The organism is Streptomyces sp. (assembly GCF_036566765.1).
Lineage (GTDB): Bacteria > Actinomycetota > Actinomycetes > Streptomycetales > Streptomycetaceae > Streptomyces.
Genome location: NZ_DATCVQ010000517.1, coordinates 1 through 13,796, shown reverse-complemented (window position 1 = coordinate 13,796; position 13,796 = coordinate 1). Strand labels below are relative to the sequence as shown.

At 72.0% G+C, this 13,796-nt stretch carries 13 protein-coding genes; 7 read left to right on the top strand and 6 right to left on the bottom strand.

Annotated elements, in window-relative coordinates; translation table 11 throughout:
• The 3 genes from VIU94_RS30210 to VIU94_RS30200 form a co-directional block, all read right to left on the bottom strand.
• Positions 1-797, bottom strand: a 797-nt coding sequence (locus VIU94_RS30210) for an NADH-quinone oxidoreductase subunit C (RefSeq protein WP_331916146.1), incomplete at its 3' end; no start/stop codon positions are given.
• Entirely contained in the window at positions 794-1,375 is a 582-nt protein-coding gene (locus VIU94_RS30205; RefSeq protein WP_331916144.1) for an NADH-quinone oxidoreductase subunit B, read from the bottom strand. The genes VIU94_RS30210 and VIU94_RS30205, both read right to left, overlap by 4 nt.
• Complete coding sequence (locus VIU94_RS30200) at positions 1,366-1,779, bottom strand: NADH-quinone oxidoreductase subunit A (RefSeq protein WP_331916142.1); 414 nt, start codon at positions 1,777-1,779, stop codon at positions 1,366-1,368. Before VIU94_RS30200 ends, VIU94_RS30205 begins: the two co-directional genes overlap by 10 nt.
• Positions 1,780-1,970: 191 nt before the next feature.
• On the opposite strand from VIU94_RS30200, the gene abrC1 reads away from it, so the two are divergent.
• From abrC1 to VIU94_RS30175, 5 genes are all read left to right on the top strand, one after another.
• Positions 1,971-3,233 (top strand): sensor histidine kinase AbrC1, encoded by a 1,263-nt coding sequence (gene abrC1, locus VIU94_RS30195; RefSeq protein WP_331916140.1) that lies wholly within the window; start codon positions 1,971-1,973, stop codon positions 3,231-3,233.
• Positions 3,234-3,662: 429 nt separating this feature from the next.
• Positions 3,663-4,949, top strand: coding sequence for a sensor histidine kinase AbrC2 (gene abrC2, locus VIU94_RS30190; RefSeq protein ID WP_331916138.1), 1,287 nt, complete (start codon positions 3,663-3,665; stop codon positions 4,947-4,949).
• Positions 4,950-5,105: 156 nt separating this feature from the next.
• Complete coding sequence (abrC3, locus tag VIU94_RS30185; RefSeq protein ID WP_331916150.1) at positions 5,106-5,765, top strand: response regulator AbrC3; 660 nt, start codon at positions 5,106-5,108, stop codon at positions 5,763-5,765.
• A 175-nt stretch (positions 5,766-5,940) separates the two neighbouring features.
• The gene (locus VIU94_RS30180) at positions 5,941-7,899 is read left to right on the top strand and encodes a 2-oxoacid:acceptor oxidoreductase subunit alpha (protein WP_331916136.1); all 1,959 of its coding nucleotides are present in this window, start codon (positions 5,941-5,943) and stop codon (positions 7,897-7,899) included.
• Entirely contained in the window at positions 7,892-8,944 is a 1,053-nt protein-coding gene (locus tag VIU94_RS30175; protein ID WP_331916134.1) for a 2-oxoacid:ferredoxin oxidoreductase subunit beta, read from the top strand. Before VIU94_RS30180 ends, VIU94_RS30175 begins: the two co-directional genes overlap by 8 nt.
• A gap of 70 nt (positions 8,945-9,014) precedes the next feature.
• On the opposite strand, the gene VIU94_RS30170 is transcribed toward VIU94_RS30175, so the two are convergent.
• The 3 genes from VIU94_RS30170 to VIU94_RS30160 all read right to left on the bottom strand — a co-directional run bounded on the left by VIU94_RS30170 (position 9,015) and on the right by VIU94_RS30160 (position 11,614).
• The gene (locus VIU94_RS30170) at positions 9,015-9,911 is read right to left on the bottom strand and encodes an RNA polymerase sigma-70 factor (protein ID WP_331916132.1); all 897 of its coding nucleotides are present in this window, start codon (positions 9,909-9,911) and stop codon (positions 9,015-9,017) included.
• A gap of 67 nt (positions 9,912-9,978) precedes the next feature.
• On the bottom strand, positions 9,979-11,196 hold the full coding sequence (locus VIU94_RS30165) for an NAD(P)/FAD-dependent oxidoreductase (RefSeq protein ID WP_331916130.1): 1,218 nt from the start codon (positions 11,194-11,196) through the stop codon (positions 9,979-9,981).
• Between the two features lie 76 nt (positions 11,197-11,272).
• The gene (locus VIU94_RS30160) at positions 11,273-11,614 is read right to left on the bottom strand and encodes a winged helix-turn-helix transcriptional regulator (protein ID WP_331916128.1); all 342 of its coding nucleotides are present in this window, start codon (positions 11,612-11,614) and stop codon (positions 11,273-11,275) included.
• Positions 11,615-11,743: 129 nt separating this feature from the next.
• On the opposite strand from VIU94_RS30160, the gene VIU94_RS30155 reads away from it, so the two are divergent.
• On the top strand, positions 11,744-12,610 hold the full coding sequence (locus VIU94_RS30155; RefSeq protein ID WP_331916148.1) for an NmrA family NAD(P)-binding protein: 867 nt from the start codon (positions 11,744-11,746) through the stop codon (positions 12,608-12,610).
• 134 nt (positions 12,611-12,744) lie between these two features.
• On the top strand, positions 12,745-13,731 hold the full coding sequence (gene rarD, locus VIU94_RS30150) for an EamA family transporter RarD (RefSeq protein WP_331916126.1): 987 nt from the start codon (positions 12,745-12,747) through the stop codon (positions 13,729-13,731).
• Positions 13,732-13,796: the final 65 nt, after the last annotated feature.

Here is a 13,796-nt window from a genome sequence, read left to right as displayed (position 1 = left end):
CCCTCCGCCGCCGTACGGGCGCGGCGGGCCGGAGCTGTCGTGCCCTCCGCGGCCTGGCTCGCCGAACCCTCCGCCGCCGTACGGGCACGGCGCGCCGGGGCCGTCGTACCCTCCGCGGCCTGGCTGGCCGAGCCCTCGTCCGTCGTGCGGGTGCGGCGGACCGGGCGGTCGCCTGCCGCGCGGGCGGCTCGGGCGGGGCGTTCGGGGGCCGGGGGGAGCTGGCCCTTGAGGGGGCCCCATTCATTGGGGTCGGGGACGCCCGGGGGGAGCATCTGGCGGCGCTTGGGGCCGCCGTGCTCGGATTCGCCCGGCTCCTTCGCGCCCGGCCACGCCTTCGCGACCCGCGCCGCCAGCACGAAGTCCTTGCGCAGCGGGTGGCCCTCGAAGTTCTCCGGCAGGAGCAGGTGCACCAGGTTCGGGTGGTCCGTGAAGGTCACCCCGAACATCTCGTACGTCTCGCGCTCGTGCCAGGCCGCGCCCGCGTACACGTCCACCGCCGTGGGCAGCACCGCCGCGTCGTGCGGCACCGTGGTGCGCAGCAGCAGCCGCCGCACATGGCCGCCCTCAAGCGCCGCCACGTGCGCGCAGACCCGAAAGCCCGTGCCCGTCTCGTCGACCGCGCTCAGCCAGTCGAAGAACGTGCAGCCCAGCTCGTCCCGCGCGGTCGTCAGCGCCGCGATCCACTCGCCGGCCGGCACGTCGACCGTCAGCAGGTCGTAGGCCTGCTCCGCCGTCGCCTCGGGGCCGAAGACCTCGGTCACGGCTTCCGGAAGGGAGTCGTAGGCGTTCGCCGTCACTTCTCACCGCCCGGGTTCGGCGGGGTCACCAAGTCGCTGGTCAGCTGCGCCACCGACGGCGTCGCGTACCGCTCCCCCAGGCTCTCGCGGGCGATCTTCTCCTGGAGCTTGAGGATGCCCTGGAGCAGCGCCTCGGGGCGCGGCGGGCAGCCGGGTACGTAGACGTCCACCGGGATGATCTGGTCGACGCCCTTCGTCACCGAGTACGAGTCCCAGTACGGGCCGCCGCAGTTGGAGCACGCGCCGAACGAGATGACGTACTTCGGCTCGGGCATCTGCTCGTACAGCCGCTTCACGGCCGGCGCCATCTTGTCCGTCACCGTGCCGGAGACGATCATCAGGTCGGCCTGGCGCGGCCCCGGCGCGAACGGGATCACGCCGAGCCGGATGAAGTCGTGGCGGGCCATCGACGCGGCGATGAACTCGATCGCGCAGCAGGCCAGCCCGAAGTTGAACACCCAGAGGCTGTAGCGGCGGCCCCAGTTCAGGACCACCTTCATCGGCTCGGGTGCCAGGCGGGAGAGGACGCCGAGCCGCTTCGGCTCCGGCAGGTCCACGGGTGCGGGGCTCACGTCCATGTCAGGACGCCCTTCTTGTACGCGTAGAGCAGTCCCACGGCCAGGAAGCCGAGGAAGATGAACATCTCGACGAGTGTCGTCGCGCCGTATCCGTTCGCGGCGAACACCGTCGCCCAGGGGAACAGGAAGATCGAGTCGACGGCGAAGATCACATAGAGGAAGGCGTACACGTAGTAGCGGACCTGGGTGTGCGCCCAGCCCTCGCCGACCGGGTCGACTCCGCATTCGTACGTGAGCAGCTTCTCCGGCGTCGGCACGACCGGCCGCAGCAACCGCCCCGCGCCGAAGGCGATCGCGACGAACAGCACGCCGAGCACGGCGAGCAGTCCCACGACCGAGTAGCTCTCGAAGTAGTCGGCCGCGAGTACGGTCGTCGTCGCGGTCGGCGTTGTCGTCTCCGGCACGTCCGCCCCTCGCTCCCTGCCCGTTCGACGATCTGTACGCACGGGAGTCTAGGCCCTGATAAGTCCACGGTAATCAGTCGTGCCGCATGGCGGACGCCGCCCCCGGTCCTGGGAGGCTGGGGTTATCCCCAGGGCGGTCTCACCCATGAACCCCATGGCGTCGTGATCAGCGGCCCGGCAGGCTGTTCGACATGAGCACCCGTACTGGTTTCGAGGCCGAGTCCGAGGCCGCCACCGCCCCTGCCTCTGAGGCTGAGGCCGAGGCCGAGGCCCTTCCGTCAGCCGACGACGCCCGCCTGCCGCGCGCGCGGATCGCCTCCTTCGACGGCGGCACCTGGCGGGAGGTCGCGTTCCTGCTGGCCAATCTGCCGGTCACGCTGATCGGGTTCGTGTACGTGGTCGTGACGGTGGTGCTCGGCGCCGGGCTGTCGGTGACCGTGATCGGGCTGCCCTGGCTGGGCATGGGGCTGGCCGGTTCGCGGCTGCTGGGCCGCGCGGAGCGGCGCCGGGCTCGGGCGCTGCTCGGGGTCCGGGTGGACGAGCCGAGCCCGCTGCCGCCGAGCCGCGGCGGGCTGCTGGGCTGGGCTTGGGCACGGCTGAAGGACCCGGTGGCGTGGCGGACGGTGCTGTACGACTTCATACGGCTGCCCTGGGGGATCCTCACCTTCGCGTTGACGCTGGTCTCGCTGATCGTGCTGTGGCCGCTGCTGCCGCTGATAGCCCGCGCGCTGTCGAACGCCGACCGGGCGATGGTGCGGGGGCTGCTGTCGCCGTCGGACGAGCTGGAGCGGCGGATCGCGGAGCTGGAGTCGGACCGGGGGGTCGTCGTCGACACTGCGGCGGCCGACCTGCGCCGGATCGAGCGCGATCTGCACGACGGCGCGCAGGCGCGGCTCGTCGCGCTCGCGATGGGGCTCGGTCTCGCGAAGGAGAAGCTCCTGGAGGACCCGGAGGCGGCCGCGGCGATGGTGGACGAGGCGCACGGCGAGGTGAAGCTGGCGCTTCAGGAGCTCCGGGACCTGGCCCGGGGGATCCACCCGGCGGTGCTGACCGACCGCGGGCTCGACGCGGCGCTCTCGTCGGTCGCCGCCCGCTGCACGGCGCCGGTCACCGTGACCGTCGACCTGGACGAGCGGCCGGCGGAGGCGATCGAGGGGATCGCGTACTTCACGGTCTCGGAGCTCCTGCAGAACGTGTCCAAGCACGCGCGGGCGCGCAGCGCGTCCGTGGAGGTGTGGCGCACGCCGGACCGGCTGCTCATCCAGGTCCAGGACGACGGCCGGGGCGGCGCCCGCCTCGACGCCGGCACCGGCCTGAAGGGCCTGGCGGACCGCCTGGGCGCGGTCGACGGCCTCTTCGTCGTGACCTCCCCGGAGGGCGAGGGCACGACGGTCACGGCGGAGCTGCCGTGGCGCCCCAGGCCGACGGCGAGCGGCGGCGCTGCGTCGAAGTAACGCCTGCGGGCGGCGGGGGTGGGCCTCGGCCCTGTGCTGGGCGGGGCCGCCGGCCCCGGGCCGGTACGCGCCCGGGCCTCAACGCCGCACGCCCCGGCCCCTCCCCGCGTCTCGGTACCGCCAGGGGCCTCGGCCCGGTTTTGGGCGGGGCCGAGGACCCGAGGCCAGTACGCGCCCGGGTCTCAAGGCCGCGCGCTCCCGGCCCCTCCTGCGTCTCGGTACCGCCAGGCCTCGGGCCCGTACCGGAACCTGGCGCTCCCACACCCGGTACCGCCAGGCCCCAGCCCCTCCCCCACCCCCGGGTGGGGATAACCCCCCTCCCAAGACGCCCACGGTCCTCATGGTTCGCAGGGCAGCCGGGCGGAACCCTGGAGGGGTAGCGAGGCAGCCCCTCTCCCAGCCCGTGTCGAATAGAAATGGACGTCGTCGATGGCCCACCACCGCCTGCCGACCGCGCTGCGTGCGCCGATCGAGGCCCGCACCTGGCGCGAGTTCGGGTATCTGCTGCTCAGCCTGCCGCTGAGCGTTCTCTACTTCGGGCTCTCCATCGCCGCCGTCGCGCTCGGCGCGGGGCTGCTGATCACGTTTCTCGGCATCCCCCTGCTCGCCGGCGGGCTGGCCATGTGCCGGGGCTTCGGGGCCGTCGAGCGGGGGCGGGCCCGTGGGCTGCTGCGGCTCGACGTCGCCGACCCCGAGCCGGCGCGCGCCGCGAAGGGCGGCGTCATGGCGTGGGTCGGGGCCGTCCTCAAGAGCGGGGCCTCCTGGCGTCACCTGCTGTACGCGGTGCTGCACATGCCCTGGGCGATCTTCGCGTTCACCGTCTCCGTCGTCTTCGTGGTGTACGGGTGGGCCACCCTGACCTATCCGCTCTGGATGTGGGTCTACCCGGTCTTCGTCGGCCAGGACGGCATCCAGCTGTACGGCGACTCCACCCACAGCATCTACCTCGACTCGCCCCTCGAGCTGACCCTCACCGGGCTCCTCGGCCTCGCCCTCGTCCTCGTCACGCCCTGGGTCGTCCGGGCCCTGGCGAACGTCGACCGGCTGATGGTCGCCGGGCTGCTCGGCCCCTCGCGGCTGGCCAGCCGCGTCTTTGAGCTGGAGTCGGACCGGGGCGTGGTCGTCGACACCGCCGCCGCCGACCTGCGCCGCATCGAGCGCGACCTGCACGACGGCGCGCAGGCCCGGCTCGTCGCCCTGGCCATGGATCTGGGCCTGGCGAAGGAGAAGCTGGCCGAGGACCCGCGCGCCGCGGCGCGGATGGTCGACGAGGCGCACGGCGAGGTGAAGACCGCGCTGCAGGAGCTGCGCGACCTGGCCCGCGGCATCCACCCCGCCGTGCTGACCGACCGCGGCCTCGACGCCGCGCTCTCCGCCGTCGCGGCCCGCTGCACCGCCCCGGTGTCGGTGGACGTGGACCTGGCGTCGCGGCCCGCCCCTGCGATCGAGGGGATCGCGTATTTCACCGTGTCCGAGCTGCTGCAGAACGTGTCCAAGCACGCGCGGGCCCGTCAGGCCTGGGTCGACGTGTGGCGGACCGGCGACAAGCTGCTGCTCCAGGTTCGGGACGACGGGCAGGGCGGCGCCTCCATGGAGTCAGGCAGCGGGCTCGCGGGCCTCGCCGAGCGGCTCGACGCCGTCGACGGCGTCCTCGCCATCGACTCGCCCGCCGGAGGCCCCACCACCGTCACCGCCGAGCTCCCCTGGCGCGGCTGACCCGCCTGAGGCCCCCTCGCAGCCCCCTCCACCCCCGCTCAAGCCGCCCCCCAGTTGACCGACTCCGATCGTTCTTGCCGCCCCACCCCACCGCAAAGCTGCGATGCTGGAAGCACAACGCATCGAGCATGGGGGCAGCAGGTCGTGGAAGACAGGGTGCGGGTGGTCATCGCCGAGGATTCAGTGCTGCTGCGTGAGGGCCTGACCCGGTTGCTGACCGACCGGGGGCATGAGGTCGTCGCGGGTGTCGGGGACGGGGACGCGCTGGTCAAGACGGTGGCGGAGCTCGCCGCCGAGGGCAGCGCCCCGGACGTGGTGGTCGCCGATGTGCGGATGCCTCCCACTCACACGGACGAGGGGGTCCGCGCGGCCGTGAAGCTGCGCAAGGACCATCCGGGGATAGGCGTGCTCGTCCTGTCACAGTACGTGGAGGAGCGGTACGCCACCGAACTGCTGGCCGGTTCCAGCACCGGCGTCGGCTACCTGCTGAAGGACCGCGTCGCCGAGGTGCGCGAGTTCGTGGACGCCGTGGTCCGGGTGGCCCGGGGCGGCACCGCCCTGGACCCCGAGGTCGTCGCGCAGCTGCTCGGCCGGAGCCGCAAGCAGGACGTGCTGGCCGGCCTGACCCCTCGGGAGCGCGAGGTCCTGGGCCTGATGGCCGAGGGCCGGACGAATTCGGCGATCGCACGCCAGTTGGTGGTGAGCGACGGCGCGGTGGAGAAGCATGTCAGCAACATCTTCCTGAAGCTGGGCCTCTCCCCCAGCGACGGGGACCACCGACGGGTCCTGGCCGTGCTGACCTATCTCGATTCATAGATTTCCACCCCTGGAAATTCCTTGAATTCTCCATATTCATCTGACATACCGTCAGGTAATTCCGTACGGAGACGGACGGAGAACGAAGAACCGTGCCCCTTACCGACGTAGGGTTGGCGTTGGGAGGACCGGTGATCCGGTCGCGACCCAGCCGCCTCGAAGGAGGTCCAGTTCAGTGACCAGCCAGGTCAGTAGCCCGGCCGAGCAGGCCGACGAGGCCGATGAGGCCAATGAGGCAGTCGTCGGGGAACAGCGCAGCGCCCCGGCGACGAACGGCGCCGAGAAGGAAGTACGCCGTCTGGACCGTGTGATCATCCGCTTCGCGGGTGACTCCGGTGACGGCATGCAGCTGACGGGTGACAGGTTCACCTCGGAGACGGCGTCGTTCGGCAACGACCTGTCGACGCTGCCGAACTTCCCCGCGGAGATCCGGGCCCCCGCCGGGACCCTGCCGGGCGTCTCCTCGTTCCAGCTGCACTTCGCGGACCACGACATCCTCACTCCGGGCGACGCGCCGAACGTGCTGGTCGCGATGAACCCAGCCGCCCTGAAGGCCAACATCGGGGACGTGCCGCGGGGCGGCGAGATCATCGTCAACACGGACGAGTTCGCCAAGCGGGCCATGGCCAAGGTCGGCTATGCGACCTCCCCGCTGGAGGACGGCTCGCTGGCCGGCTACCGGGTCCACCCGGTGCCCCTGACCACGCTGACCGTCGAGGCGCTGAAGGACTTCGGGCTCTCCCGCAAGGAGGCCGAGCGCAGCAAGAACATGTTCGCCCTCGGCCTGCTGTCCTGGATGTACCACCGGCCGACCGAGGGCACCGAGACCTTCCTGCGGACCAAGTTCGCGAAGAAGCCGCAGATCGCCGAGGCGAACGTCGCCGCCTTCCGGGCCGGCTGGAACTTCGGCGAGACGACCGAGGACTTCGCCGTCAGTTACGAGGTCGCCCCGGCCACGAAGGCGTTCCCGACCGGCACGTACCGCAACATCTCCGGGAACCTGGCCCTGTCCTACGGGCTGATCGCCGCCGCCCGCCAGGCCGACCTGCCGCTCTACCTGGGCTCGTACCCGATCACCCCGGCCTCGGACATCCTGCACGAGCTGAGCAAGCACAAGAACTTCGGCGTGCGGACCTTCCAGGCCGAGGACGAGATCGCGGGCATCGGCGCCGCGCTCGGCGCGGCCTTCGGCGGCGCGCTCGGCGTCACCACCACCTCCGGCCCCGGAGTGGCGCTGAAGTCCGAGACGATCGGCCTGGCGGTCTCCCTGGAGCTGCCGCTGCTGATCGTGGACATCCAGCGCGGCGGCCCGTCGACCGGTCTGCCGACCAAGACCGAGCAGGCCGACCTGCTGCAGGCCATGTACGGGCGCAACGGCGAGGCCCCGGTCCCGATCGTCGCCCCGAAGACCCCGGCCGACTGCTTCGACGCGGCCGTCGAGGCGGCCCGGATCGCGCTCACGTACCGCACACCGGTGTTCCTGCTCTCCGACGGCTACCTCGCCAACGGCTCCGAGCCCTGGCGGATCCCGGACGTCGACACGCTGCCCGACCTGAGCGTCCGCTTCGCCACCGGCCCGAACCACGCCCTCGACGACGGCACCGAGGTCTTCTGGCCGTACAAGCGCGACCCGGAGACCCTGGCCCGCCCCTGGGCGCTGCCGGGCACGCCGGGCCTGGAGCACCGCATCGGCGGCATCGAGAAGCAGGACGGCACGGGCAACATCTCGTACGACCCGGCCAACCACGAGCTCATGGTCCGCACCCGGCAGGCGAAGGTCGACGGCATCGACGTGCCCGACCTGGAGGTCGACGACCCGGACGGCGCGAAGACGCTGGTCCTCGGCTGGGGCTCCACGTACGGGCCGATCACCGCCGCCGTGCGCCGGCTGCGCCTCGCGGGCCGCCCGATCGCCCAGGCCCACCTGCGCCATCTGAACCCCTTCCCGAAGAACCTCGGGGAGATCTTGAAGCGGTACGAGAAGGTCGTCGTCCCGGAGATGAATCTGGGGCAGCTGGCTTCCCTCGTCCGCGCGCGCTACCTCGTCGACGCGCGCAGTCACACCCAGGTGAACGGCATGCCGTTCAAGGCGGAGCAGCTGGCCGCGGCGCTCAAGGAGGCCATCGATGACTGAGTCACTCCTGAACCTGGTGCCGAAGGCCGAGGCCAAGCAGTCCATGAAGGACTTCAAGTCGGACCAGGAGGTCCGCTGGTGCCCCGGCTGCGGCGACTACGCGGTCCTCGCGGCCGTGCAGGGCTTCATGCCGGAGCTCGGCCTGGCGAAGGAGAACATCGTCTTCGTCTCCGGGATCGGCTGCTCGTCCCGCTTCCCGTACTACATGAACACGTACGGGATGCACTCCATCCACGGCCGCGCCCCGGCGATCGCGACGGGCCTGGCCACCTCGCGCCGCGACCTGTCCGTCTGGGTGGTGACCGGCGACGGCGACGCGCTGTCGATCGGCGGCAACCACCTGATCCACGCGCTGCGCCGCAACGTGAACCTCAAGATCCTGCTGTTCAACAACCGGATCTACGGCCTCACCAAGGGCCAGTACAGCCCCACCAGCGAGCTCGGCAAGATCACCAAGTCGACGCCGATGGGTTCGCTCGACGCGCCCTTCAACCCGGTGTCGCTGGCGCTCGGCGCGGAGGCCTCGTTCGTGGCGCGGACGGTCGACTCCGACCGCAAGCACCTCACCGAGGTGCTGCGGCAGGCCGCCGACCACCCCGGCACGGCGCTGGTGGAGATCTACCAGAACTGCAACATCTTCAACGACGGCGCGTTCGAGGTCCTGAAGGACAAGGACCAGGCCGAGGAGGCGGTGATCCGGCTGGAGCACGGGCAGCCGATCCGCTTCGGCACGGAGCTGCGCAAGGGCGTGGTCCGCGACGCGCAGACCGGTGACCTGCGGGTCGTCGAGGTGACCCCGGCGAACGAGAGCCAGATTCTCGTCCACGACGCGCACTCCGCGTCGCCGACGACGGCCTTCGCGCTCAGCCGGCTCGCCGACCCGGACACGCTGCACCAGACGCCGATCGGGGTGTTCCGGTCGGTGGAGCGGCCGGTGTACGACACGCTGATGGCGGACCAGCTGGACGCGGCGATCGAACAGAACGGCAAGGGCGATCTGGGCGCGCTGCTGACCGGCAACGACACATGGACGGTCGTCGGCTAGCCGAGCGTCCACGCCGTACGAGGAAGGGCGCCCCCGCGGGGGCGCCCTTCCTCGTACCGATCAGCAGCGGTCAGCCCAGGGTGAGCGCGGTCTCGGACTCGACGCGGGTCAGCTTCTCCGGGTTGCGGACGAAGTAGAGGCCGGTGATGCGGGCGTCCTCGACCCGGGCGGCCAGGATGCCGTCGAGCTCGCCGCCCACGTGGACGAGGAGGGCCGGGTTGCCGTTGACCACGGTGGGTTCGACGGTGATCACGGCGCCGCTCTTGCGGGCGCCGCCGACGATGAAGCGGGCCACCTTGTCGGCGCCGATGACCGGCCGCCGCGCGGCCTGCTTGACGCCGCCGCCGTCGCTCACGAGGACGACCTCGGGGGCGAGCACGTCGAGGAGGGCCTGCACCTCGCCGGTTTCGAGCGCCCGCTGGAAGGACTCCAGTGCCGCCTGGGTCTCCCTCGCGGAGACCGTCTCGCGGGGGCGGCGGGCGTCGACGTGCCGGCGGGCGCGGTGCGCGATCTGGCGGACGGCCGCGGGGGTCTTGTCGACGGCGGCCGCGATCTCGTCGTAGCCGACATCGAAGACCTCGCGCAGCACGAACACCGCCCGCTCGGTCGGCGAGAGCGTCTCCAGGACGAGCATGAGCGCCACCGACAGGCTCTCGGCGAGCTCGACGTTCTCGGCCACGTCCGGCGCGGTGAGCAGCGGCTCGGGCAGCCAGGGGCCGACGTACGACTCCTTGCGGCGGGACATGGTGCGCAGCCGGTTGAGCGACTGCCGGGTCGTGATCCGCACCAGGTACGCGCGCTGGTCGCGCACCTGGTCCAGGTCGACCTTGACCCAGCGCAGCCAGGTCTCCTGGAGGACGTCCTCGGCGTCGGCCGCCGAGCCGAGCATCTCGTAGGCGACGGTGAAGAGCAGGTTGCGGTGGGCGACGAACGTCTCCGTCGCCGCATCGGTGGCGTGGTCGCTCATGTCTCGTTCCCCTTGTTCAGCGGGAGGCCGGGGCCCCTCGTCCAGGCGGAGGCCGGGGCCCCCTCGTTCAGCCGGCGGCCGCAGCCCCGAGATCAGCGGTGGCCGGCGCCGCGGCGCGCTCGGCCTGCAGCGCCTGCCCGCGCTTGGCGCCTCCCGAGACCTTGTGCAGGCCGTACGCGCCGGGCTTGCGCCCCTCGTCCGCCAGCTGCTTGACGGTGCCCTTGCACACGAATTCCTTGATCTTCGCACCAGAGCGACCGGCGATGTGGAACCAGAGCGCGACGTCGTTGCGGTGCGCGAACTGGAAGATGCCGGCGCGCCGGCCCAGGCTGATGCACTGGCCGGCGAACAGGTGGTTGAGCGTCGCGGGCCGCTCGCCGTCGATCCGGCTGAGAACCGTGTCGGCGGCCCGCGCGCCCAGCGGCATCGCGGCCTGGCAGCTCATCCGCAGCGGCAGGCCCGACGGGGCCGCCGAGTCGCCGGCCGCGACGATGCGCTCGTCGTCCACGCTGGTCAGCGTCTCGTCCGTGAGGAGGCGGCCGAGGGCGTCGGTGCTCAGCCCGCTGCGCGCGGCCAGGTCCGGCACGCCGAACCCGGCGGTCCAGATGGTCACCGCGCTCGGGAGCTCGCGGCCGTCGCCGAGGTGCACGGCATCGCGGGTCACCGCCGTCACCCGCGCGCCGGGGCCCTGGAGCACGGTCACCCCGAGTTCGGCCAGCCGCCCGGCGACCGCGCGCCGACCCCGGCGGTGCAGGTACGGGCCGAGCACCTCGCCGCAGACCAGGGTCACCCTGCGGCCCGCCTCCGCCAGCTCGGCGGCGGTCTCGATGCCGGTCGGACCGCTTCCGACCACGGTCACCGGGGCCTCGGCGGACGCGGCGGCGACGACCGGACGCAGCCGCTGGGCGTCCTCCAGGGCGGCGATCGGGTAGGCGAACTCCGCGGCTCCGGGCACGCTCGGATCGGCGCTGCCGCTGCCGACCGCGTAGACCAGGTAGTCGTATCCGACCGTGCCGCCGGTCGCCAGCGTCAGGCCGCGCCCGGCCGCGTCGATCTCCGTCACGGTGTCGACCACGAGCCGCACGCCGTCGGCCAGCACCTCGCGGTACTCGACGACCGCGTCGTGGGATCCGCCCACCAGCTGGTGCAGCCGGATCCGCTCGACGAAGGTCGAGCGCGGGTTGATCAGGGTCACGGTCACGTCGTCGCGCTGCGTCAGGCGGTTGGCCGCCATGACTCCGGCGTACCCGCCGCCGATCACGATCACGTCAGTGTTGCCGGTCATGGTGTGTCTCCCTCGCTGAGAAGCGTTCGCCCTCAAGACACCGGCTGACCGATCCTTGTGACAGCTGTGAGCCAGATCACTTCGCCCGACGGGCCGTGTCGTACTGCGCGCGCGCCTCCTCCACGGCCGGCACCCGGCGCTCGGTCCAGCGGGCCAGCTCCCAGACCTGCCGGGCGGCCTCCTCGCCGAGCACGGTGAGGCTGTAGTCGACGCGCGGTGGGATGACCGGCTTGGCGTCGCGGTGCACGAAGCCGTCCCGCTCCAGGGTCTGGAGCGTCTGGGCGAGCATCTTCTCGCTGACGCCGCCGATGGCACGGCGCAGTTCGCTGAAGCGGTACGAGCGCTCCAGGAGCGCGGCCAGGACGAGCACGCCCCAGCGACTGGTGACGTGCTCCAGGACGAGTCGCGAGGGGCACATCGGATCATTCACGCTTACTTTCACACCAGTACCTTACTTCAAAGTGGGTACTTTCAAAAAGTTCGCGCCCCTCGTACGGTGAGTGCACACCCCGAGAACGCCCCCACCGACCCCACCCAGGAGAACGCCATGAGCATCGTCGTCACCGGAGCCACCGGACAGCTGGGCCGCCTCGTCATCGACGAGCTGCTCGCCTCCGTCCCCGCCTCCTCCGTCGCCGCAGTGGTCCGCGACAAGGAGAAGGCCGCCGACCTGGCCGAGCGCGGCGTCCAGCTGCGGATCGCCGACTACGACCGGCCGGAGACCCTGGCGGACGCGTTCGAGGCCGGCGACCGGGTGCTGCTGATCTCCGCCAACGAGGTCGGCCGCCGCGTCCCCCAGCACACCGCCGTGATCGCCGCGGCCAAGGCGGCGGGCGTCGCCCAGCTCGCGTACACCGGCATCCTCGGCGGCCCCGAGGCCGACTTCGAGCTGGCCGCCGAGCACAAGGAGACCGAGCGGCTGATCCTCGCCTCGGGCCTGCCGCACACCTTCCTGCGCAACGGCTGGTACACCGAGAACTACACCGCCAACCTCGCCCCCGTCCTCGCGCACGGCGCGGTCGTCGCCAACGCCGCCGAGGGCCGGATCGCCTCCGCCGCGCGCGCCGACTACGCCGCCGCCGCGGCCGCCGTCCTGACCGGCCCGGCCGAGGAGCACGCCAACCGCGTGTACGAACTGAGCGGCGACACCGCCTGGTCGCTGGCCGAGTACGCGGCCGAGATCGCCCGCCAGACCGGCCGGGAGATCGCGTACACGAACGTCCCGGCCGCCGCACACCTGGACATCCTGACCGGCGCGGGCCTTCCGGCGCCCTTCGCGGCGATCCTCGTGGACGTGGACGAGGCCATCCAGCGCGGCGCGCTGGCCGCGACGAGCGGCGATCTCGCCCGGCTGATCGGCCGCCCCACCACCCCGATCGCCGACACGATCGCCGGGGCGCTCCGCTCCGCCTGACGCGGACGGCGGGACGCGCTCCCCCTTCACCAGAAAGTCATGACCGTATTCCGGTACGGACATGACAGCCTGCCCCCCGCGGCGCTACCTTCGTCGGAACGGCGTAACGCGGGGCAGGCGGGTCAGGAGGTTCGGTGAAGACGGAGAACGAGGGTCGGGCAGGGCTCTTGTACGGGATCGGCGCCTACGGCATGTGGGGTCTGGTCCCGCTCTTCTGGCCGCTGTTGAAGCCGGCCGGGGCGGTCGAGATCCTGGCCCACCGCATGGTCTGGTCGCTGGCCGTCGTCGGCCTCGCGCTGCTCGTGCTGCGCCGCTGGGGCTGGGTACGCGAACTCCTGCGCGCCCCGCGCAAGCTGGGCCTGCTCGCCCTCGCCGCGGCCGTCATCACCGTCAACTGGGGCCTGTACATCTGGGCGGTCAACTCCGGCCAGGTCGTCGAGGCCTCGCTCGGCTACTTCATCAACCCGCTGGTCACCATCGCCATGGGCGTGCTGCTCCTGAAGGAGCGGCTTCGGCCCGCGCAGTGGACGGCCGTCGGCATAGGCTTCGCGGCCGTGCTGGTCCTCGCGGTCGGCTACGGGCGGCCGCCGTGGATCTCGCTCACCCTGGCCTTCTCGTTCGCGATCTACGGCCTGGTGAAGAAGAAGGTCAACATCGGCGGCCTGGAGTCGCTGGCCGCCGAGACCGCCCTGCAGTTCCTGCCCGCTCTGGCCTACCTGCTCTGGCTGAGCACGACCGGGACCGCCACCTTCGGCACGGAGGGCACGGGTCACGCGGCGCTGCTCGCCGCGACCGGCATCGTCACCGCGGCCCCGCTGGTCTGCTTCGGCGCGGCCGCGATCCGGGTGCCGCTGTCGACGCTCGGACTGCTGCAGTACCTGGCGCCCGTCTTCCAGTTCTCGCTCGGCGTCCTGTACTTCCACGAGGCCATGCCGCCCGAGCGGTGGGCGGGCTTCTCGCTGGTGTGGCTGGCGCTGACCGTCCTGACCTGGGACGCGCTGCGCACGGCGCGCCGCAATCGGGCCGAGGCGGCGCGGCTTGCGCAGGCCGCCGCGGAGGCGGTCGCGGACGAGGCGTCGGCCGCCGGCCTTTCCACCCCATCGGCCCAGCCGGGCCGCTGAGCGGAGGCAGAAGAAAGGGGCGGGGCCGCTGCAGCGGCCCCGCCCCTTTCTTCTGCCTCCGCTCA